Source organism: Exiguobacterium marinum DSM 16307, from assembly GCF_000620845.1.
Lineage (GTDB): Bacteria > Bacillota > Bacilli > Exiguobacteriales > Exiguobacteriaceae > Exiguobacterium > Exiguobacterium marinum.
Window position 1 is genome coordinate 1106175 of record NZ_KK211189.1, and the last position, 22213, is coordinate 1128387.

General features: G+C 49.8%; 23 protein-coding genes. 19 read left to right on the plus strand and 4 right to left on the minus strand.

Annotated features, from left to right (window positions below; all coding sequences use genetic code 11):
- Positions 1-8 precede the first annotated feature (8 nt).
- The gene (locus P400_RS15360) at positions 9-1244 is read left to right on the plus strand and encodes an HD domain-containing phosphohydrolase (RefSeq protein ID WP_051545950.1); all 1236 of its coding nucleotides are present in this window, start codon (positions 9-11) and stop codon (positions 1242-1244) included.
- 39 nt (positions 1245-1283) lie between these two features.
- Here P400_RS15360 and pruA read toward each other — a convergent pair whose 3' ends face one another.
- Positions 1284-2828, minus strand: coding sequence for an L-glutamate gamma-semialdehyde dehydrogenase (gene pruA, locus P400_RS0106005; protein WP_026825331.1), 1545 nt, complete (start codon positions 2826-2828; stop codon positions 1284-1286).
- A 171-nt stretch (positions 2829-2999) separates the two neighbouring features.
- Between pruA and P400_RS0106015 the strand changes: the two genes are divergently transcribed.
- The 3 genes from P400_RS0106015 (at position 3000) to P400_RS0106025 (ending at position 5855) form a co-directional block, all read left to right on the plus strand.
- Positions 3000-3803, plus strand: a complete 804-nt coding sequence (locus P400_RS0106015) for a hypothetical protein (RefSeq protein ID WP_026825333.1) — start codon at positions 3000-3002, stop codon at positions 3801-3803.
- A gap of 12 nt (positions 3804-3815) precedes the next feature.
- The gene (gene bcp, locus P400_RS0106020; RefSeq protein WP_026825334.1) at positions 3816-4253 is read left to right on the plus strand and encodes a thioredoxin-dependent thiol peroxidase; all 438 of its coding nucleotides are present in this window, start codon (positions 3816-3818) and stop codon (positions 4251-4253) included.
- A gap of 240 nt (positions 4254-4493) precedes the next feature.
- Positions 4494-5855, plus strand: coding sequence for an alanine/glycine:cation symporter family protein (locus tag P400_RS0106025; RefSeq protein WP_026825335.1), 1362 nt, complete (start codon positions 4494-4496; stop codon positions 5853-5855).
- A gap of 37 nt (positions 5856-5892) precedes the next feature.
- Here the strand turns inward: P400_RS0106025 and P400_RS0106030 are convergent, their stop codons facing one another.
- The gene (locus P400_RS0106030) at positions 5893-7593 is read right to left on the minus strand and encodes a methyl-accepting chemotaxis protein (RefSeq protein ID WP_026825336.1); all 1701 of its coding nucleotides are present in this window, start codon (positions 7591-7593) and stop codon (positions 5893-5895) included.
- Between the two features lie 214 nt (positions 7594-7807).
- Between P400_RS0106030 and gatC the strand changes: the two genes are divergently transcribed.
- The 10 genes from gatC (at position 7808) to P400_RS14985 (ending at position 16891) form a co-directional block, all read left to right on the plus strand.
- Entirely contained in the window at positions 7808-8098 is a 291-nt protein-coding gene (gene gatC, locus P400_RS0106035; protein ID WP_012727041.1) for an Asp-tRNA(Asn)/Glu-tRNA(Gln) amidotransferase subunit GatC, read from the plus strand.
- An 11-nt stretch (positions 8099-8109) separates the two neighbouring features.
- The gene (gatA, locus tag P400_RS0106040) at positions 8110-9552 is read left to right on the plus strand and encodes an Asp-tRNA(Asn)/Glu-tRNA(Gln) amidotransferase subunit GatA (protein ID WP_026825337.1); all 1443 of its coding nucleotides are present in this window, start codon (positions 8110-8112) and stop codon (positions 9550-9552) included.
- Positions 9553-9564: 12 nt separating this feature from the next.
- Entirely contained in the window at positions 9565-10995 is a 1431-nt protein-coding gene (gene gatB / locus P400_RS0106045) for an Asp-tRNA(Asn)/Glu-tRNA(Gln) amidotransferase subunit GatB (RefSeq protein ID WP_026825338.1), read from the plus strand.
- A 63-nt stretch (positions 10996-11058) separates the two neighbouring features.
- A complete protein-coding gene (locus P400_RS0106050; RefSeq protein WP_026825339.1) occupies positions 11059-12057 on the plus strand; it encodes a diacylglycerol kinase in 999 nt (332 codons plus the stop codon).
- A 55-nt stretch (positions 12058-12112) separates the two neighbouring features.
- The gene (rlmD, locus tag P400_RS0106055; protein WP_026825340.1) at positions 12113-13474 is read left to right on the plus strand and encodes a 23S rRNA (uracil(1939)-C(5))-methyltransferase RlmD; all 1362 of its coding nucleotides are present in this window, start codon (positions 12113-12115) and stop codon (positions 13472-13474) included.
- Between the two features lie 197 nt (positions 13475-13671).
- On the plus strand, positions 13672-14091 hold the full coding sequence (locus P400_RS14970) for a MarR family winged helix-turn-helix transcriptional regulator (RefSeq protein WP_051545951.1): 420 nt from the start codon (positions 13672-13674) through the stop codon (positions 14089-14091).
- Between the two features lie 190 nt (positions 14092-14281).
- Positions 14282-15193 (plus strand): SDR family oxidoreductase, encoded by a 912-nt coding sequence (locus tag P400_RS14975; protein WP_235181826.1) that lies wholly within the window; start codon positions 14282-14284, stop codon positions 15191-15193.
- Complete coding sequence (locus tag P400_RS15365; RefSeq protein ID WP_051545953.1) at positions 15190-15597, plus strand: ester cyclase; 408 nt, start codon at positions 15190-15192, stop codon at positions 15595-15597. The genes P400_RS14975 and P400_RS15365 overlap by 4 nt, the downstream gene beginning before the upstream one ends.
- 123 nt (positions 15598-15720) lie before the next feature.
- Positions 15721-16257, plus strand: a complete 537-nt coding sequence (locus tag P400_RS0106080) for a GNAT family N-acetyltransferase (protein WP_026825341.1) — start codon at positions 15721-15723, stop codon at positions 16255-16257.
- Between the two features lie 10 nt (positions 16258-16267).
- The gene (locus P400_RS14985; protein ID WP_051545954.1) at positions 16268-16891 is read left to right on the plus strand and encodes a hypothetical protein; all 624 of its coding nucleotides are present in this window, start codon (positions 16268-16270) and stop codon (positions 16889-16891) included.
- 33 nt (positions 16892-16924) lie between these two features.
- Here the strand turns inward: P400_RS14985 and P400_RS0106090 are convergent, their stop codons facing one another.
- Positions 16925-17593, minus strand: coding sequence for an excalibur calcium-binding domain-containing protein (locus tag P400_RS0106090; protein ID WP_026825342.1), 669 nt, complete (start codon positions 17591-17593; stop codon positions 16925-16927).
- Positions 17594-17802: 209 nt separating this feature from the next.
- Here P400_RS0106090 and P400_RS0106095 point away from each other — a divergent pair, with 209 nt between their 5' ends.
- The gene (locus tag P400_RS0106095; RefSeq protein WP_026825343.1) at positions 17803-18243 is read left to right on the plus strand and encodes a hypothetical protein; all 441 of its coding nucleotides are present in this window, start codon (positions 17803-17805) and stop codon (positions 18241-18243) included.
- A 133-nt stretch (positions 18244-18376) separates the two neighbouring features.
- On the opposite strand, the gene P400_RS0106100 is transcribed toward P400_RS0106095, so the two are convergent.
- Positions 18377-19321 carry a DUF5692 family protein gene (locus P400_RS0106100; protein WP_026825344.1) on the minus strand — a complete coding sequence of 315 codons (945 nt, stop codon included), beginning with the start codon at positions 19319-19321 and terminating at the stop codon, positions 18377-18379.
- Between the two features lie 201 nt (positions 19322-19522).
- Between P400_RS0106100 and P400_RS0106105 the strand changes: the two genes are divergently transcribed.
- The 4 genes from P400_RS0106105 to P400_RS14990 all read left to right on the plus strand — a co-directional run bounded on the left by P400_RS0106105 (position 19523) and on the right by P400_RS14990 (position 22193).
- A complete protein-coding gene (locus P400_RS0106105; protein ID WP_026825345.1) occupies positions 19523-20137 on the plus strand; it encodes a TetR/AcrR family transcriptional regulator in 615 nt (204 codons plus the stop codon).
- A gap of 84 nt (positions 20138-20221) precedes the next feature.
- Complete coding sequence (locus P400_RS0106110) at positions 20222-21214, plus strand: tRNA dihydrouridine synthase (protein WP_200868276.1); 993 nt, start codon at positions 20222-20224, stop codon at positions 21212-21214.
- Positions 21215-21336: 122 nt separating this feature from the next.
- Positions 21337-21660, plus strand: a complete 324-nt coding sequence (locus P400_RS0106115) for a PadR family transcriptional regulator (RefSeq protein WP_026825347.1) — start codon at positions 21337-21339, stop codon at positions 21658-21660.
- Positions 21657-22193, plus strand: a complete 537-nt coding sequence (locus P400_RS14990; RefSeq protein WP_051545955.1) for a DUF2812 domain-containing protein — start codon at positions 21657-21659, stop codon at positions 22191-22193. Before P400_RS0106115 ends, P400_RS14990 begins: the two co-directional genes overlap by 4 nt.
- Positions 22194-22213: the final 20 nt, after the last annotated feature.

The following is a 22213-nucleotide window of genomic DNA, read 5'->3' on the forward strand; positions in this document are numbered from 1 at the left end:
TTTGGCACGTGGCAACTTCGCATGAATCATTGACGTTACAGTTACAACAACAAGAGCGACTTCATCACCTGCTTTCGTCACTCCTCAATCGCTTTTTGACGACAGAGATTGCGGATTTCAAAAAGCGGGTTGACCAGTCGCTAGCCGAACTCGGACATTACTTTGCGGTCGACCGCGTCTATGTGTTTGATTACGATTTCACGAATCAAGTCTGTCATAACACGTTCGAATGGTGCGCCGAAGGGATCACAGCCGAGATCGCCAATCTTCAAGACGTGCCAATCGACGTATTGCCGGAGTGGGTCAACACGCACGTGGCGGGCGAGACAATGTATATTCCTCTTGTAGTTGACTTGCCAGAAGACAATGCAGTCCGCGCAATCCTCGAACCACAGTCGATTCAAAGTCTGCTCGCGGTCCCGATGATGCAAGGGGAGATGTGTCAGGGATTTGTCGGATTCGATTCCGTTGTAACAGAGCGAACGTACACGGAATATGAACAACAAGCGTTACAAGACTTTAGTAACGCCCTTCTTGGAGCGGTCGAACGCCATCGGATCGAGGCGAGCCGGGAAGAAGCACAGCGTGTTCTCGCGCAGCGTGAGAAAGAATTGATCGATTATCAAGAAGGGCTCGTTCGGACGCTTTTACGCCTATCGGCTCTCCGTAACAATGAGACGGGGAACCATATCGAACGGGTGCAGGATTTATCGACGTTATTTGCGTCGATTTTATATGAACACCATCATCCAGATGTCTCACTGCTATTCATCGAAGGGATTCGACTAGCGGCACCGCTCCATGACATCGGCAAAATTTCGGTCCCGGACTCAATCCTACTGAAGGCGAATACATTATCCGATGAGGAATGGGTCCTTATGCGTGACCACGTGTATGTCGGAGGCGAAGTATTAAAAGATTTGCAGGCTCAGTTCCCTCAAAATTACTTCATCCAAATGGCCTATCATATCGCGCTCTATCATCATGAACGCTGGGATGGGACTGGGTATATTAAAGGGTTGAAAGGTGAAGAGATTCCACTTGAAGCGCGGATTGTCACGATTATCGACGTGTATGATGCACTCAGGACCGTCCGGCCTTATAAATCTGCCTTTTCACACGAAGACGCGATTGCGACAATGCGAGACATGCACGGGACGTTCGATCCGAACTTGTTCGAACTGTTCCTCCTTCATCAAGAAGAGATTGCGATTATGTTTGATCAGACATTTAAAGCACACTGAATCAAAAGAGACGACCCTAAGGGACCGTCTCTTTATCAATTAGAACGTTTCAGATGTTGTCTTCGCTTGCATGTGGAGATGGATATAATCCGGGCCACCTGCTTTTGAATCCGTTCCGGACATGTTGAATCCACCGAACGGTTGATAGCCGACGATTGCGCCTGTACAACCACGGTTGAAGTACAAGTTACCGACATGGAAGTTTTGGCGAGCAAATTCTTGATTTACACGGTCGCGCGTGAGCACCGCACCCGTCAAACCGTACTCGGTGTTGTTCGCAATCTCGATTGCTTCTTTGAAGTCTGTTGCTTTTGTGAACGCAACGACTGGTCCGAAGATCTCTTCTTGCATGAGGCGCGCTTTCGGGTCAACGTCTGCGACAACGGTCGGCTCGACAAAGTATCCTGTCGAGTCATCAGCGTTTCCACCTGCGACGATGCGTCCTTCTTCTTTTGCGACATCGAAGTACGATGTGATTTTCTTGAAGGCTGCTGCGTCGATGACTGGTCCCATAAAGTGTTCGTTCTTCTCTGTGTTCCCGACAGAGAGTTCGTTCGTAAGTTCGACGACACGATCGAGCACTGTGTCATATACACTGTCGACGATGACGGCACGTGAGCAAGCAGAGCATTTCTGACCTGAGAAACCGAAAGCCGACTTGACGATTGATTGTGCAGCGAGTTCGAGGTCGGCTGATTCGTCGACGACGATCGTGTCTTTTCCGCCCATCTCTGCGATGACGCGTTTGAGCCAGATTTGCCCTTCGCTCAATTTAGAAGCACGTTCGTTGATGCGAAGGCCCACATCACGTGATCCTGTGAAACTGATGAAGCGCGTCTTCGGATGGTCGACGAGGTAGTCACCGACTTCTGCGCCCGGTCCAGGGATGAAGTTGAGCACGCCTTTTGGAAGACCTGCCTCTTCCATCACTTCGACGAATTTCGCAGCGATGATCGGTGTCGTTGAAGCTGGCTTCAAGAGAATCGTGTTACCGGCCACGATCGCCGCGACTGCTGTACCGGCCATAATCGCGAACGGGAAGTTCCATGGGCTGATGACGATCCCGACCCCGAGTGGGATGTAGTCATAACGGTTGTATTCGCCTGGACGACTCTCGACTTTCTTACCTGGTTTGAGTTCGAGCATTTGACGTGCATAGTATTCCATAAAGTCAATCGCTTCCGCCGTATCCGCATCTGCTTCGTTCCATGGTTTACCTGCTTCTTTGACGAGGTAAGCCGAGAACTCATGTTTACGTTTGCGGACGATGTTCGCTGCTTTGAACAAGACGTCTGCACGGACGGACGGGTCGACATGGCGCCATGAGTCAAACGCTGTGAGTGCTTCTTGCATCGCGCGTTCTGCGAGCTCTTGGTTCGCCTTTGAGACGCGACCGATCACTTCTTCTTTGTTAGCCGGGTTGTAAGACGTGATTTTACCTTCCGTCGTAACCTTTTCCCCACCGATTACGAGCGGATAGTCTTTCCCGAGCTCACCGTTCACTTTCTCGATTGCCGCTTGGATAGCATCGGCATTCTCTTTTTGTGTAAAGTCTGTGAATGGTTCATGTTTGTATGGAATCATTCTCGTTCCCCCTTAAAGTGATGTTGAGCGATAAAGCGCTTACGTCTGTATTGTATCGAAATTATGACCGAAATCCTAGTGAAACAATTTTCCAGAAACACATGACATTGGAGCGTTAAATCGAGACATGATAGGATGGGGGAGAAGGCAGCTTTAGAAAGGACGAACAACATGAAAAAATGGTTCATTCCGCTACTCCTTGTCTTTGCACTCGGGGCATGTGGCAACGATGAAGAATCGACGGTAGAAGAAACGGAACGGCCATTGCCGGATGCCGTGACGGAAGTGTATGCGAACTATCAAGCGGCGCTCGAGTCGGGCGATGCTGAAACGCTCGCGAGCATCGATTATGCCGGACGGTTAACCGATCTTCCGGCAACCGGTGCCGTCACCCTCCAAATTGCCCCAGGTGACATCTATGAGAGTTGGGTCAACGAGGACGAAGATGTGGCATTTCTTGTCCACGAAATGGTCGACCAAGACGGCAATCCGCTTCCGAACCGACTCAGCAAGGTCGCTGTGAAGGAAGGGGAGGACTGGTCACTCGTCATCACACCGGCTGCATTGCCAAAGGATGTGATCGCCGATGTCAGCGAGCTCCTCATCGGGGTGGAGGCGAATGAATACGGGGTCAATGCCGAGGCGAACGCCCGTCTTGCTGAGATTCCGGAGGATGAGGCTGGTCCCATTTATGATCAAGTCAATGCCCAGACCGACTATATGGCGCTCGAGGCAGACAATAACGTCTTCCTGCTCATGGCAGAGACGTTGACAGTCGAGGAGAACCAAACGATCATGACCGATTATTTTAAAGCGTATGAGAAATGGTATACGGACAACGAGGAGACACTTCGAGAAGCGGCTGCGACGGAAAATCCGATTCAGTATATCGAAGTGCTGGATCCGCTAAAAACTAAACTAGAAGAAGCAGTCGATGGTTACGACGAACAACTCGTCGACCCGTCGTTTGGCTAAGGAGGAAAACAGATGCTCGCACCAACATTTTCATTACCGAACCAAAACGGAGAGATGGTTTCATTGAAGGACTATCTAGGCAAGAAAGTCGTCTTGTACTTTTATCCCCGCGACTCGACGCCGGGTTGCACGACAGAGGCGTGCGACTTCCGTGATGCGATGCCGAAAATGGAAGGGGCGGTCGTCCTCGGGGTTTCGGCGGACAGTCAAAAGAAACATCAGAACTTCATTACAAAGAATGACCTGCCGTTTGATTTGCTCGTTGACGCGGACCATGAGGTGTCGGAACTTTATGGCGTGTGGCAGCTGAAGAAAAATTACGGCAAAGAGTACTATGGCATCGTCCGTTCAACCTTTCTCATCAATGAGGACGGCTATATTGAAGAAGAGTGGCGCAACGTTAAAGTGAAAGGGCACGTGGAAGATGTCGTGGCTGCCATTCGCTCATGAAGAGAAACAAGCATCGATTTCATTTTTGAAATCGATGCTTGTTTAATTAGAGTTATATTACAATCATATTTCGAAAATATTTTCAGAAAGCTTATAACAACAGGGTCGAAAGGGAAATGTAACAATTATATAACGTGTTGAAACCGCTTACTTACAATACCTTGCCTTGACTCGATTGCGAATGTTCTGAAAAATATAGGGAGAGCGCTCAAATCAAGAACGTAGGAGGAGAGCAACACGGTGAATCAAATTGAAAGTTGGCTGGCGAGTTTGTCAAATCTCGTATGGGGGCCACATTTATTAATCTTACTCGTCGGGACGGGAGTCTTCCTGACAATTCGTCTTGGCTTTATTCAGGTGACGAGGCTAGGTGTCGGCTTGAAAGAGGCATTTATTCCGAAGAATGAGAAACCGAAGAAGAAACAACGAGGGGACATCTCGCATTTCCAGGCACTCATGACGGCATTGGCGGCAACGGTCGGTACCGGAAACATGGTCGGTGTCGCGACGGCGATCGTCCTCGGGGGACCGGGTGCCGTCGTGTGGATGTGGTTATCTGGTTTCGTCGGAATGGCGACGAAATATGCGGAGGCGATCCTTGCTGTCAAATATCGTGTCGTCGATGAACGCGGTGAGATTGCCGGTGGACCGATGTATTACTTAGAACACGGATTGAAGAAAAAATGGCTAGGCATGTTATTTGCCTTATTCGCATCGGTCGCAGCCTTTGGAATTGGAAATGGCGTCCAGACGAACTCGATCAGTCTCGCCTTGAACAATTCGTTTGACGTCCCAATGGTCGTGACAGGAGTCGTCATGATGGCCGTCACAGCGTTTGTCATCTTAGGTGGCGTCAAATCGATTGGGAAAGTTGTCGGCATCTTCGTTCCGTTCATGATCTTAGCGTATGTCGGGAGTGGGCTCGTGATCCTCATCATGAACCTTGAATTGGTACCGGGTGCCTTATCCACGATGTTCTCGAGCACATTCAGTGCCGAAGCCATCGGTGGGGGTGCGTTAGGTGCCGCGATTCGCTACGGGGTCGCGCGCGGTGTGTTCTCTAACGAGGCAGGACTTGGATCTGCACCGATCGCGGCCGCGGCAGCGAAGACCGACTTCCCGGGACGACAAGCACTCGTTTCGATGACACAAGTGTTGATCGACACCCTCATCGTCTGTTCAATCACGGGGCTCACGATTGTCATGGGTGGTCAATATACTGAAGGGCTTGAAGGGATTGCTCTGACACAAGCGTCATTCGCGTATTTCTTAGGACCGATTGGTGAAATCATCGTGACGGTCTCACTCGTCTTCTTCGCCTATTCGACCGTCCTTGGCTGGTGCTATTATGGGGAGCGTTCGGCGTATTATCTACTTGGGGAGAAAGTGATTGTCCCGTATCGTGTCCTCTATATTTTAGTCGCAGGACTCGGTGCGATGACGACGAACTTGAATTTGATTTGGTCCATCTCGGATGTGTTCAACGGTCTCATGGCGATTCCGAACTTGATTGGACTACTGTTCCTCTCAGGCGTGGTTGTCGCCGAGACAAAACGATTCGAACTCGAACGTAAAAAAGAAACGGCGCAATCTGTCGCCTGATAAGAAAACCCGCCTGACATATGTCGGCGGGTTCTTTTCATACCTTGAATTGGCGAATCAGTGAGTCGAGTTCTTCCATCTTTTGTTGCGATTGTTCAGTCGCGTGGTTCAGTTCGGTGAAACGTTCGACGGACATCGTCACTTTTTCAGCAATTTCCTGCGTGCCGAGTGCCCCGTTGTTGACGGTCGTCGCTACATCTTGAATGACGCCGATCATGTTCGAAGTCAACTGCTCGAGTTCTCCAGCAGCAGTGGCGAACTCGGTCGCGGTCGTCTCGAAACGACCTGCGTCCGAGCTATATTGTCCGGCCGCCACTTCCAGTTGATCATAGTCTTTCAAGACGTTCGTGTCGAGGAAGTTGAGCATCTGTCCGGAGCTCTCGTTCAAATGATCGACCGAATGAAGGACGGTTGTTGAGATGGCTTGAATGCGTTCGACGGTCGCCCGGCTCGTCTCGGCGAGTTTTCGGATCTCGTCGGCGACGACAGCGAATCCGCGTCCGGCTTCTCCGGCTCGTGCCGCTTCAATCGATGCATTGAGCGACAATAGGTTCGTCTGAGCGGCGATGTCGAGGATGTCATTTGTGAGCGTTGCGATTTCACGGACGGCTTTCGCATCTTGCATCGCTTTCTCCAAGTTTGCACGTGTCGACTGAAGGACGCTGATCGCGTTCTCTTTCGCCTCCACTGCGTGCGACTTGAGGGAGAGGGCGCGTTCATCGATTTGTCTCGCTTCGGTTTTTCGTTCATCGGCCATCGTCACGATGTGGTGAATCGTCCGCTCCATATCTGAGGCGGAAGCGTTCATCTCTTGTGCGCTCGCCGCCGTTTGTTGCATTCCGGCGGTCAAGTCTTCTGTCGTCGCGGCGGTCGTCGTCATATACGTGTCGAGTTCTTTCAACTCTTCGTACATATGTGTCGATTGTTTCGTCACCCCTGTCGTCACGTCGTTCACTTGAAGAATTAACTGACGCAGGTTGGCGATGAACTGATTAAAGTCACGTGCGAGTCCGGCGAACTCGTCGCGGCGCTTCACAGGAATCGACGTCGTCAAATCCCCATCACTCGTGGCGAGCTCATGCATCTTCGTTTTGAACTCTTTTAGTGGTTCAAAGATTGATCGGAAGATGAAGAGCATCATGAGGATGGTCATGACAGCGGCGATTCCAAGGACGATGAATAGTGTGAGTTGAACTTGGTCGAATAGCTCAGCGGCGGCTGTGTCTGTCTGGATTTCCTCGCGATTCAAGTTGACGAGGAGGCCAAGGGAGTTCGAGAGTGTATCTGCGCTTGCATCGGCTGTATCACGGATATATGTTTCAGCGGCAGCTGTACCTTCTTCGTTTGAGATACGAAGAAGTTCACTCATCACGTTCTGATAGTCGGTCCAATTCGCACTTGTTTGATCGAAAAGTTGTTGATCCTCGTCCGCGATAATCGTATCGTCGTAGCTATCCATCCGCTGTTCCAAAATCGCGACGGACGCTTGAATGTCCCGCTCAATGTTTTGTTTCGTCACCGCGTCATCGACGAGGGCGTGACGAACCAAGTGACGACGTATTTCGAGCAGCTGTTTATCAACTTGATGAATTTGGTCCATCCCAGGTACCCAGGAGACGGTCATGTCTTCTTGTGCTGCTTTTGATACGTTCAGGGCATACCACGAGTAACCGCTTACACCGATAAGCAACACAAACATGATGCTAAAAGCAGTGATCAGTTTATTCCGAATCGACATACGATTCCTCCTTACGAATCTGTTCTACCTTTAGCATAATCAGAATCTGTCATCGACCGTATAGCTAATTTCGAAAGCGGGTCAATATTCAGACGAGATTCCCCTACTTTATTAAAAATGACACAATTTGAAACGAGATAGATTTTCTTTTTTGTCTTATGAAAAAGTGGTATGATAATGAACGATGTATTGAAAACTGTTGGAGGTGGGAATTTTGGCTCGCATTACAGAAGCTGAAGTTCGGCACGTCGCCGGACTTGCCCGACTTGCGATCACGGATGAAGAAGTGACGCACTTCACGGAGCAATTGACAAAAATTCTCGAGTTCGCCGAGCAACTCGATGAGCTGGATACAACGGGCGTCGAACCGACGACCCATGCCCTAGATTTGAAAAACGTACTACGCAAAGACGAGGTTCGTCCATCGCTTCCACGTGAGGAAGTCGAACGGATGGCACCCGACTGGGAGAACGGTCAAGTCCGTGTCCCTGCGGTCTTTGAGTAAGGAGGCCTTTCATGAGTTTATTTGACCACGGTGTAGCGAAACTACACACGCTATTAAAAGAAGGCGAAGTCACGGTCACGGACCTCGTCAAAGAGTCGTTCGACCGAATCGAAGCGACAGATGATCAAATCGGTTCATTTTTGACACTGAACGAAGAGGCGTTCGAACAGGCGAAACGTATGGATGAGCTGGCGAAAACGTCAGACAATCCACTCTTCGGCATGCCGATCGGTGTGAAAGACAACATCGTCACGAAAGGGATGCGCACGACATGTGCCTCGACGTTCCTTGAGAACTTCGTCCCGGCACACGATGCGACAGTCGTCGAGCGTCTTCATGACGCCGGTACCGTCACAATCGGGAAGTTGAACATGGACGAGTTCGCGATGGGTTCTTCAAACGAGAATTCCGCGTTCAAACCAGTAAAAAACCCTTGGGACCCGACACGTGTACCAGGAGGTTCTTCAGGCGGTTCAGCGGCATCGGTCGCAGCTGGGCAAGTCCTCTTTAGCCTCGGTTCGGATACGGGTGGTTCGATTCGTCAACCGGCCGCGTATTGTGGTGTCGTCGGGATGAAGCCGACATACGGCCTCGTCTCACGTTTCGGCCTCGTGGCCTTCGCGTCGTCACTCGACCAAATCGGTCCACTCACGCGTACCGTCGAAGACAATGCTTACTTATTGAATACGATCGCGGGACATTGCGATATGGACTCCACGTCAGCAGAGGTCGAGGTGCCGGACTATACGGCAGCGCTCAACCAAGATTTGACGGGCATGAAGTTCGCACTTCCGGAAGAATTCATGGCAGAGGGTGTCGCACCTGGCGTCCGTGAACAGATTGAAAAAGCGATCGAGACGCTCAAGTCTCTCGGTGCGACGATCGAGACGGTCTCGATTCCGTCTGTGAAGTATGCCCTCTCGGCTTACTACTTGCTCGCCTCGTCAGAAGCCTCTTCAAACTTGGCTCGTTTCGACGGCATCCGTTACGGACGCCGCGCCGAAGCGGACACGCTCGACGAAGTGTTCACGTATTCGCGTGAACAAGGTTTCGGTGACGAGGTCAAACGCCGAATCATGCTCGGGACATATGCGCTCAGCTCTGGTTATTACGATGCGTTTTATAAGAAAGCACAACAAGTTCGTACCCTCATGAAGCAGGACTTCGCGAAAGTGTTCGAAGAGTATGATGCAATCGTTGGACCAACGGCACCGACGACAGCGTTCAAACTCGGCGAACAACTCGACGATCCGCTCACGATGTATGCGAACGATATCATGACGATTCCGGTCAACTTGGTCGGTATCCCGGCCATCTCGGTCCCGGCAGGTCTTTCAGAAGGACTTCCGGTCGGTCTTCAAATTATCGGGAACTACTTTGATGAATCAACACTTTACCGCGTGGCCCATGCTTTTGAACAAGCAAACGGCGGTTTCAAGATGCCACAGCTCTAAGGAGGACTTACGATGAACTTTGAAACGATCATCGGGATCGAGGTGCACGCCGAGCTGAGCACGAAGTCGAAGATTTGGTGTGGCTGCTCACGCACTTACGGTGCCGAAACGAATACACAGACGTGCCCGATTTGTCTCGGACACCCGGGCGTCTTGCCTAAATTGAACGAAGAAGCGGTCAACCTCGCCATCAAGGCGGCAATGGCACTCAACTGTGAGATTGCGACAGATACGAAGTTCGACCGGAAGAACTACTTCTATCCGGACACGCCGAAAGCGTATCAAATCTCGCAGTTTGATAAGCCGATCGGCTCGAACGGTCACGTCGACGTCGAAGTCGACGGAGAGATGAAACGATTCCGCATCGAGCGCGTGCACTTAGAAGAAGATGCCGGGAAGATGAACCATACGGGTGAGAAGCATTCGGTCGTCGACTTCAACCGGACCGGTTCACCACTCATCGAGATTGTCAGTGAAGCGGATATGCGCTCACCGAAAGACGCGGTCGCGTACCTCGAACGTTTGAAAGAAGTCCTCTCGTTCGCTGGCGTCTCGGACGTCAAGATGGAAGAGGGGTCGCTTCGCTGTGACTGTAACATCTCGGTCCGTCCATACGGGCAGGAGAAGTTCGGGACGAAGACGGAGCTCAAAAACTTGAACTCGTTCTCAAACGTCTTGAAGGCGCTCGACTATGAAGAGACGCGTCATCGCAAATTGCTTCTCTCAGGTGGCGTCATGCGTCAAGAGACACTCCGTTACGACGAAGCTGCGAAAAAGACGATTCTCATGCGTGTCAAAGAAGGGGCAGCGGACTACCGCTACTTCCCGGAGCCGGACCTCGTCCGTCTTGAAATCGATGAGGCATGGAAAGAGCGCATCCGCGCGACGATTCCAGAGTTGCCGGCAGCACGTCGTGAACGCTACATGAGCCAATACGGTCTCTCGGCATACGACGCGAAAGCCCTCACGTCGACGCGTGAGTTCTCGGACTTCTTCGAAGCGACGACAGCGGCTGGAGCGGAACCGAAAGCAGCAGCGAACTGGCTCATGGGTGAAGTGCTCGGTCACTTGAACAAGTCAAATGAAACGGTTGAGACGATGAAGTTGACGCCGGAATCACTCGCAGAGCTCATCCGCTTGATCGCGGAAGGGACGATTTCATCGAAAATCGCGAAGCGTGTCTTCACGGCGATGATGGAAGAAGCGGCTGAGCCGAAAGCGTATGTGGAAGCGAACGGACTCGCCCAAATCTCGGACGAGAACTTGCTCCGCGGTTACATCCTCGAATTGTTCGAGGCGCATCCGCAAATGATCGAAGACTTCAAGAACGGGAAAGACCGTGCGAAAGGCTTCATCATCGGCCAAATCATGAAACAGACGAAAGGGATGGCGAACCCGGCACTCCTCGATGGCTTGTTCCACGAAGAGATCGCGAAACGCTAAGCAGGCGGCGAGACACTTGTGTCTCGCTTTTCGCTCGAGTTGAGCATAGGGGAGAGAATCAATATGCAACGGAAACGTGCGCGGGTCATTTATAACCCGACATCTGGTAAAGAAGTGATCAAACGGGAACTCCCGTACATTTTGAACCGCCTCGAGGATGCGGGTTATGAGACGTCGACGTATGCGACGAAAGCGATTGGTGATGCCACGCTCGAAGCAAAACGGGCCTCGGCGGCCGAGTTCGACCTCATCATCGCCGCAGGTGGAGACGGGACATTGAACGAAGTCATCTCAGGGCTCGCGCCGCTTGAGAATCGTCCGACGATCGGTCTCATTCCGGTCGGGACGACGAACGACTTCGCTCGGGCAATGCGGATTCCACTGAGCGTCGTCGGCGCACTCGACGTCATCTGTGACGGCTTCGAGATGCCGGTCGACCTCGGGGAAATCGAAGGAGAGACAGGTGACATCCACTATTTCATCAATATCGCTGGCGGTGGGATCATGACCGAGCTCTCGTATGAGGTGCCATCGAAGTTGAAGACGGCGCTCGGTCAGCTCGCGTATTATGTGAAAGGGATGGAGAAGCTACCACTCATCAAACCGACGTACATCGAGCTCGAACACGACGAAGGAACGTTCCAAGGGGAAGTCATGATCTTTCTCACATCGAACTCGAACTCGGTCGGTGGATTTGAAAAAATCTCACCGCACGCATCGTTGAATGACGGGTTATTCGACTTGTTCATTTTGCGGAAATGTAACTTGTTCGAATTCATCCATGTCGTCCGCTTACTCCTCCGTGGAGAGCATTTATCGAGCTCACTCGTCGAACATGTGAAGACGAGTCGCGTCAAGATGAAGACGACAGAGCCGATGAGTTTGAACATCGACGGCGAGTACGGCGGGGAGTGTACAGGGGAGATGCGGAACTTATTCCGTCATTTGACGGTGCTCGCGCCGAACGCCCGGATCCGCGAGATGGAAGAGTTGAATGCACAATATGAACGCGAACAGATGATCAAGCAATTGTTCAATGTTTCGCTCGATAAAGCAGAGTGAAAAGATAGGAATGACGACATCAGTCATTCCTATTTGCAATGGAAGGAGCATTCGTATGCTACCAGTGAAAAAGAATGACCGTCTCGATGTGCACGTCCACGACCTGACCCATGAAGGGGCGGGTGTGGCGCGTGTCGACGGCTATACGCTGTTCGTCCCGAACACGTTGCCGGGAGAGACGGTCGAAATCGTCGTGACGAAGACGAACAAGCAGTACGGGTTCGCCCGATTGTTGAACGTGAAAGAAGCGAGTGCCGACCGGGTCGAGCCGCCGTGCCCGATCTTTTATCAGTGTGGCGGCTGCCAGCTGCAACACTTCAGTTATGAAGGTCAACTTCGCCAAAAACGGGAACGCGTCGTCGATGCGCTCAAGCGTCTCGGTCAGTTCGACGTACCGGTCCATGACACGATTGGGATGCCGGAACCTTGGCGCTACCGCAACAAGGCACAAGTCCCGTTCAAACAAGAAGGGGACCGTCTCGTCTCGGGCTTCTATCGTCCTCGTTCGCATGACATCGTCGAGATGAGCGAATGTTTGATTCAAGATGAGCGCAATGACAAGGCGATCCAAGTCGTCCGTGACGTATTGGATGCTCGCGGTGTGCCGGCGTATGACGAGAAGACAGGACGCGGTGTCATCCGTCACGTCATGGCCCGTTACGGGTACCATTCGGGTGAACTGATGATCGTCCTCATCACGAAGACGATGAAGTTAAAAGGCGTGAATGAGATTGTCGCCGACATCGTCGAGCGTCTCCCGAACGTGACGTCGATCATGCAAAACGTCAACCCGGACAAGACGAACGTCATCCTCGGGCCGACGAACAAATTGCTTTACGGCCATGAGACGATTGAGGATAAAATCGCAGGACTCACGTTCACGATTTCTCCGCACTCGTTCTTTCAGGTCAATCCGGTCCAAACGGAGAAGTTATACGGGAAAGCACTCGAGTACGCACGACTGTCAGGTACGGAGCAAGTCGTCGACGCCTATTGCGGTATCGGGACGATCAGTCTCTTCCTCGCGCGTAAAGCGGCACACGTCTACGGCGTCGAAGTCGTCCCGGAAGCGATTGAGGACGCGAAACAAAATGCACTCGTCAATGAGATTGACAACGTGACGTACGCATGTGGTGCGGCGGAAGATGTGCTCCCACAGTGGAAGAAAGATGGCGTGAATCCGGACGTGATTGTCGTCGATCCACCACGAAAAGGATGTGCCGAGTCGTTTCTTGAGACGATGGTCGAGATGGCACCGAAACGGATTGTGTACGTCTCATGTAACGTCGCGACACAAGCGCGTGATATGCGTTACCTCGCCGACCGTGGCTATCGCTTGATGGAAGTGACACCGGTCGACATGTTCCCGCATACGGCGCATGTGGAGACGGTGGCGTGGTTGGAGAAAGTAGAATAAGAGATTCGAGGGGGCCTTGTCACGTTGCTTATTGCGAAATGACAGGCCCTCTTTTTCAGAAGATACATTTTGATTTGATATGCACCTATATAGTTAGTATACTTATAATAAGTAAGCTAACTATATGATATGAGAAGTGTCGCTTTTTTGGGAACGGGTCCAAAGAATGTCGAGAACGAAATGAAGAAGGTGATTATTTGGAAAATTTGTCTTATCTGTTGATTAAGTCCTCACGATTTTTAAAAGGAGTGTTAGACAAACGATTGCAAGAGTATGATTTAACAGCTACGCAGTTCTCGGTACTGAATCAAATCACGGCTCACAATGGGAACATCACGTCAGCAGAAGTCGCGCAGCGATTAGAGTCCGACCGACCGACCATCTCTGCAATCATCAATAGGCTCGAAAGGGACGGCTTCGTTGAAAAAGTGCAGAATCCACATGACAAGCGATCTGCGTACCTCAAGCTGAACGAAGAGACCTTGAAACTTGTAGACGAGCTGAGACGTGTTTCAGACGAAGTGAATGAAACGATATTTGAAGCGTTCACTGAAGAGGAAGTGTCTAACATGAAAGCGTATTTAGTCAAACTGATGAAACACTTTGACGACATGTGATTCGATGCAAAGAGAAATACGTTCAGACATATCACAATGATGGCAAATATTTTGTGGTCGGCTCATCAGCGATGACAAAAACAATCGCAACACGTCTGAAAGATAAAGGCATACGAAAGAAAAATATCATCAAGGACACGTTCATCGGATACTAAGCCTAAAAATATGGATGACAAGGAGTGAAGGATTGATGGGTTCAATTCTCGTAACTGGAGCGACGGGTAATGTAGGGAAATATGTCGTCAACTATTTGAACGGTCGAGATTCGGACGTTGTGGTGGCAGGGCATCGCATACAAGAACTAGAAAAGAGCTATCCGGGGATGAAAGCGGTCAGACTGGATTTCGAGGATCCGAGCACGTTTGAAGAGGCATTACATGGCGTCGACCGCGTGTTTTTGATGCGACCGCCTCAGATTGGGGATGCCGAAGTGTTTCGACCGTTCGTTGAAGCGATGAAGGCACAATCCGTGCGTCTCGTCTCATTTTTATCGTTGATGGGGGTTGAACGAAACCCATTCCCGCCTCACCATAAAATCGAAAAAATGATTGAGGAGGCGTCGATTCCTTACGCGCACATTCGTCCAGGTTTCTTTATGCAGAACTTAACCGGTGTCCATGCCGAAGAGATTAGGAAGGATCGTGAGATATTCATTCCTGCCGGTAACAGTAAGGTGAGTTTTATCGATGCTGAAGATATCGGCAAAGCGATCGCTCATGTTCTCCTAAATCCTGACGCTCATCAACATGTAGCTTATACGTTGACGGGTCCTGAAGCACTCGATTACGTGGACATCGCCAATCAATTGACCTTATTGACTGGGGAAAAAATCACCTATGCCAAGCCGAGTATGCTTCACTACCGCTCACGCTATATCAACGAACGGGGACTTAGCCCGGAATACGTAAACGTGACGATGGCGCTTTATTTGATGACGCGCCTTGGCACGGCAAAGGCGATCACACATACGTTCAAAGAGTTGACAGGGGACGAACCACGGACGTTTTTCGAGTTCGCCAAAGCTCACCTTCATGAGTTCGAGCGAAAAGACGATGGAGATTCAACAAATGATCCATTTGACCTGAAGGAGGCGAACGTATGAATCGAGAGGAACAGATTCGTTTTGCGGCGTATCAAGTGATGGAGCTCGGAAAGATGGAAGTCGTCCCCGAAGTGTTCGCTACAGAATATGTCGCGCATGCAGGGGAACGGACGTATAAAGGCCATGCATTCATTCGACGTTTCTCAAAACAGATGAAGACGGCGATTCCTGACGTCAAGGTGAAGAAGGTCGAGGTACTCGTTCAGACAGAAGACACTGTCACGTGGCAGCGCACACTTAGTGGGACACATCAACGAAACATGATGGGCATCCCTGCGAGCGGGAAACAGGTCGAATGGGTGGACATGGTCGTCTCCCGTTTTCAGAATGGATTGATTGTTGAGGAGTGGGTCGTCTCTGAACTGATGGGTGAGTTATTGGTGAAACGACCTAAAACAAAGTGATGGTTTAATGGGAAAGTACTTATGATCAAATATAAGTGCTTTTTTTGTTCGTCACCAAAGAAACAAAAAGTATGTCTGATATGATGAATGTATGATCGAAAAACATATAGTCGGGGGAATGACATGAATATTCAACAGATGATGGAGTTCGAAATCGGGGAGGCACTCGACAAACAGTTGACCGAGTTGCTCATGAAGTCTTTTGAGCCACTTTATCATGAACGAAGCTACTTCAAGCAGTTGCCGCATCTTCGATTGATTGCATGTGATGAGCAACAACACGTCATCGGGCAAGTCGGTTTAGACTTTCGCGTGATGAATTTGAACGGGGACCCGATTCGAGTGCTCGGGATTATCGACTTATGCGTTCAAGAAGAATGGCAAGGACGCGGGATCGGAGGAGCGCTGATGGAACGGGTGATTGCTCTCGGTGACGAGCATCGGATCGACTTTCTCCTGTTATTCGCTGACCGACCTGACCTTTATGAGCAGATCGGGTTTCACAAGGTATCGAACACATGCACGTGGCTTCAAATCGATGACCAAAACCAGACGACTCGAGGGATTGGGGAGGCACCATTTGACGAATTGATGGTGAAGACGGTAGGAGACAAGCAATGGACGGAAGGGACACTCGACTTGCTCGGATACTTATACTAGGAGGATACCGATGAACTATGAACAAGTGACAGAAACATATGAGGCGTATGCACAAAAGATCGGGGACCGGAAGCGCATGTATGAAACGATTGCGAACATATTTGACGTGAAGCGGGCGCTCTATCCCGGAAGTCACGTCGATATCGCCCCGTCCTTCGTCATCCCGCACGTCATCTATGTCGACAGTTTCAAAGGGGCGATTCGCTTTTTCAAGAAACTCGAAACGGTACAGGAACTGATTGATCAAAGAAAGGAATATGATGAGCCGTGTACCATTGAATTCTTTGGTCAGGACTATACGCAGCCGCTCGACATCGAACCGGTCGATTTGGTTATCTCGCAATATGCGGGATTTGTCGGGCAGGCGACGAAACAGTATTTGAAGCCGGGTGGCATCTTGCTTTGTAACGATAGTCATGGAGACGCGACGTTGGCGCGGTTCGATAAGACGTTCGAATTGATTGGGGTCATGGGAAGTACGAATGAACTCGTTCAGACGGGGCTCGACGAGTATTTCCATTTACCGAAAGGGAAAGACGTCGATATCGCAGAAGTGAAGAAGACGATGAAAGGTCCTAAGTATACGAAACAAGAGGAGAATTATGTGTTTCGTAAACGATTAGAAAGGGAGTGAACTTAAGACGATTCACCCCCTTCTTTGAATTTTCTATTCACAGGCCCAACCGTCATTGTCGCGATCCATTTTTGGTTGATAAGCTGGATGATCGGAAGAAACACCACCAGGATAGGTTCCCTTTAAGTCAGTGCAGTTTTGGAAATTCTCAGAAGGTTGTGAGGTTGGCGGGTTCGATTCGGTCGCTTCAGATGTGTTTGACTGTTGTTCGAATTGTCGCTCAGCTTCAGCGATAGCGACCGCAACTTTTTCTTGCTCTTCTTTTCGAACCGAAGTGATTTCCTCTTCGAGTTGCTTTTGTGCCTCGTCTTTCACCCGTTGTAACTCACCTTCAAACTCCTTACGCAATGTTGATTCTGCCTCCGCCAACCTTTCGTCTACCGATGCTTTGGCATCCGTAAGTTTTCGCCGTAAATCTTCGTTTTCAGATAGATAGGCATCTAGTTGATCTTGCAACTTTTCTTTCTCAGAGTTGGCGGAACTCAATTTCTCCTCTACAAGCAATAAGTCTTGTTCGTACTCTTCAACTGGAATCGACTCTTCGAAACTACAAGAAGCTAATAGAAGGACTGAGCAAAGGACTGCGAAAATGATGAGGAATCGAGAAGAGAATCGCGGCTGTTGAAGAAACTCTTTCAAAAGGAAAGGTGTCACAATAAGTAAAACGAGTAGAGGCAAGCCTATCAATAAAACATGATTCATACTATATCCTCCTTTCTCATAGCGATATCCAATGCGACCCACTTATTTATATTTATTTTCCCAATTTTTTATTTCATAAACGGAATGAAATAAATAGATTTTCAATAGATTATTGTTTTTTCAATTCAATACTGACCATGGGGTATCCATGTAGAAGGTAAAAAGTGAATTGTCGCGAAAAAAAAGTAGATAGCTGAAGGAGGGATTAAATGAAGCAATACACGATTCGAAACAGAAGCGTCCCGCTTTCCTTACATGATGCGGTCATCACAGAAGCGGCAGTGACCGGTTCGATGATACGTCTCGTATTTGCGGATGGAATCCGTGATTTGTTCAAGAAAGAACCTGTGTGGACAGGCCGCGCTACCGTGACGATTTCGAACGTGAACCGGGATTCTTCGTCACTTACACGCTTTTGTGAAACGACCTATTTGATGTGTCCAATCGAGCAACTCAGTCAGTTCGTCAAAACGGGACGCTTCGAAATCGTAGATGAGTTGTATGGTTATCGCCAGCTGTTATTCCGTTGCATGTGGTTGACCGATACGACGTGTGAGACGGTGGAGCTGAGTCTCTCCCATTCAAGTGAGCTCGTCATCCGATGGGAAGACGAGCCGATCGAAGAAATGTATGGATCTGAATCATTTTGAAGAAATCGTAAGTCCTACATGTTGGGCGACTGCTCTCGCGACGTCTTGTTTTGATCGATAATCCGTTATCATTTCTTCTGCTTAAAACACCCCATAGCAAGTGGAATTTAGTTTCCACTGCTATGGGGTGTTGTCATGCTGTCTTTGGATTAGGTGATTCTGTTTCTCGTAACGCATCGACTTGTTTATATTCTTCGGTATCGGTCCACATCTCATCTTTCAACGGATTGAGACGTCGTTTGACGATGCGTGACACCTGCATGACGGCGAGGACGACGTTTAGAGCGAGACTGATGATTGCGAGCGTCCAGTTCGCTGCCGGGTTATAGGAGACGCTGACGTTAAACGTACTACCGACCGCAAAGAAGTAAGGGAACGTCATGACCCACATCATCCAAATTGTGAGTGTCTGGGCTCTGTTTTGCATCCACGTCCCTTTCGCCCAAAGAAGGGCCGGAATCGTTGCGGCGATATTCAACGCGAATCCGGAATAGAACGCGTTGCCGGGTGCGCAAGAGTAAACATAGGAGATGTTCCAAATCCCGTATGCGATGATCCACAACTTCGTCTGGTCCGGCCAAATCATGTCCACTTTCTTACCGGACGTCGCAAAGATGCCGAACCATCCACAGATCAGGAGGACGTTCAAAATACCGGCGACGGCGTTCACGTAGTTCCAACCACCGGAGATATAGTACATGCCATCGACGACCCCTTCAAATCCCATGAATCCGACTTGAAATTCCCGGATGACCGCCTCGATGATATTGATAGCGAGAATGGCTGGAACGAGTACTAAATACCAAGGGTGCTTCTTATGGTAGTTCGTGAAGCGGATGACCATATAAATTAGTGCGCCGGTCAATGCGGAATACACTTTCACCCAATGGAACCAAGACGTTATTTCTGATTCGACGACGAACAGCCAAATCGGAGTCAAGGCGATTGGAAGCGCGATGAATAGGAGTTGACTCGCTCGTTTACCGGAACGGACGAACTCATTCAACCCAATCAAAAGCCCAAGTACGACGAACCACATGACGACGTTATGCCAAGGAATCGACTCAAAGAAAAACATAAAACGACACTCCTTTCGAAAATGAGATGATATGAAATAAATGCAATGGATAAACATACCGAACGTTCGTTATGTTTATGTGAAAAGTGTAACAATATATTGTAAGCGCTGTCAATAGAAGTCGCGGGCTCACACGGAAGTGTCGAAAGTTCGCCACATCATTATGATATAATGAGCGATGAGAATAGAGGAAGGTGTTGGATGATGATGAACGAAGGGAAGTTGAAAATCTTACAAGCTGCGCGTGAAATCATTGTCGAACAGGGCATCAAAGGCACGACGCTTCGAGGAATTGCGGAGCGGGCCGGATTCAGTACGGGTGCGATCTATCATTACTACACGTCAAAAGAGGCAATCCTTTATGACGTGATGGACGAGGGCCTCGGTGAGGTCAAACGAATCGAGACCGTTTCTCAGGATGATCAGAAGGAAGCGGCGGTAATCATCCAAGAAATTTATGAAGGCATGCAGGAACGGTTTCAAAAGGATGCGGAGAGCCGACTCCAGTTTTATCTCGCTCATGAAGCGATGATTGGAAATGAAGATATTCAACAGAAGTTCAAAGTGAAGTATGAAGATTGGATCACGCGGATTGAGGCCATTTTTGTACGGGCTTACGGTGTCAAACAAGGACCGATGACCCGGGCGGTCGCCACGTGGACGATGGCCGGGATCGATGGGATGGTCCTCCAGACCCTACTTCGGACGGGAACAATTGAACCGGAATATACGAATCGTGTGCTTCATTATTTATTGACCGAAGGGTTCCCGCACTTTTTTCAACTCATTCGTTCGAAAGAAACGGATTATGAGTAATGTCAGTTGATACAATCCGACGGACATAATAGAATAGATGAGTGATTTTGTTGGACTGTATGGATGAAAGGAACTGATTTTACGATGAAAGAAAACTTTTGGCGCGACCTTCCGCGTCCGTTCTTTATACTTGCCCCGATGGAAGATGTGACCGATGTCGTCTTCCGTCATGTCGTCGCCCATGCGGGACGCCCGGACGTCTTCTTTACGGAATTCGCGAACTCGGACAGCTATTGCCATCCGGAAGGGAAAGGCAGCCTCCGTGGCCGTTTGACGTTCACCGAGGACGAGCAGCCGATGGTCGCCCACATCTGGGGAGACAATCCGGAATACTTCCGTCAAATGAGTATCGGGATGGCTGAGATGGGCTATAAAGGACTCGATATCAACATGGGTTGCCCGGTACCGAACGTCGCGAAACGCGGAAAAGGGAGCGGCCTCATTCTCCGTCCGGAAGTGGCAGCCGAACTCATTCAAGCAGCGAAAGCCGGTGGACTCCCGGTCAGCGTCAAGACGCGACTCGGCTACTCGAAGCTCGATGAGTGGCGTGACTGGTTGACGCATATCTTGAAACAAGACATCGCCAACTTGTCCATTCACTTACGGACACGCTCGGAGATGAGTAAAGTCGACGCGCACTGGGAAATGATCCCGGACATCGTGAAGCTACGAGACGAGATCGCACCGGATACGCTCATCACAATCAATGGAGACATCCTCGACCGTCAAATGGGACTCGAGCTCGTTAAGAAATACGGGGTCGATGGCGTCATGATCGGTCGCGGGATTTTCAAGAACCCGTTCGCATTCGAGAAAGAGCCACGCGAGCACTCGATGGAAGAACATCTCGATCTGTTGCGTCTGCAACTGGACCTTCAAGATAAATTCCAAGAAGACGTGCCGCGTTCGATTTCGAACTTGCACCGTTTCTTCAAAATTTATGTCAAAGGGTTCCCCGGGGCGAGCGAACTTCGCCATCACTTGATGGAAACGAAATCGACGGATGAGGTACGGTCGCTACTTGATGCCTTTGTCGAGAAATATCATGAAGAAGAGGCAGCGCTCGCTGCCGAATAATAAGACAAAGAATGCCTAGTGTGAATCACTTGGCATTTTTTCTTGCCTTATAACCAAAAATAGGATATTTTTGATATATCGGATGACGATATAACGAATAACGATACAAAGGAGCAGGATACGTGACGCAACAGTCAAGTACAGGCGCATTAACCGAGGCAGTCTATTATATATTACTCTCCCTGCAAGTCCCGAGGCACGGGTACGGCATAATGCAATTTGTCCAGGAACTGAGTCATGGGCGAGTTCAGCTTGCACCCGGTACATTATATGGGGCTCTTAGTAGTTTAGTCGAAAGAGGCTGGATTGAGGCACTCGAAGGAACAGGGCGGAAGAAAGAGTATGAGATCACGGAAACTGGTCGAGAGGCACTTCGGTCAGAATTAAGACGGCTAGAAGAACTAGTGCAACACGGACATGAATGGACGAAGGAGTTGGATACATGAAGACGAAAACGGTCTATCGCATATTTGTTGATTATGAGAAGGAAGAGAAGTGGCTCAATGAGATGGCTCAAACCGGATGGGCGCTCGAATCCTTTCGTTTGATGCGATATGTGTTCAAACAAGTTGAACCTGGGACGTTCACCTACCGAATCGAATTGTTGTCCAACTTACCTTCGCACCCCGAGTCGAAGGCGTATATGGCATTCTTAGATGAAGTTGGAGTCGAAGTGGTCGATACGTCGTATCGGTGGATCTTTTTACGAAAACGAACGAGTGACGGACCGTTCCAATTGTATTCGGATTTTGATTCGATGATTCAGCGAGAAAAACGAATCATCCAACTGTATGGCGCAGTGGGACTCGCCAACTTTGTTGCCGTGGTAGCAAACCTCTCAAATCCATTTGCACAGTGGCTTATTCTATTGAACGTAGTCGTCGTCGCGATGTTGGCCTATGCGGTCCAACATCATACTCGGAAAGTCAGGACACTAAAAGGTCTCAAAGCGATTGGAGAGATGAAGTCGTCAGATTGAGCGCATGGGTTAGGAGGAGC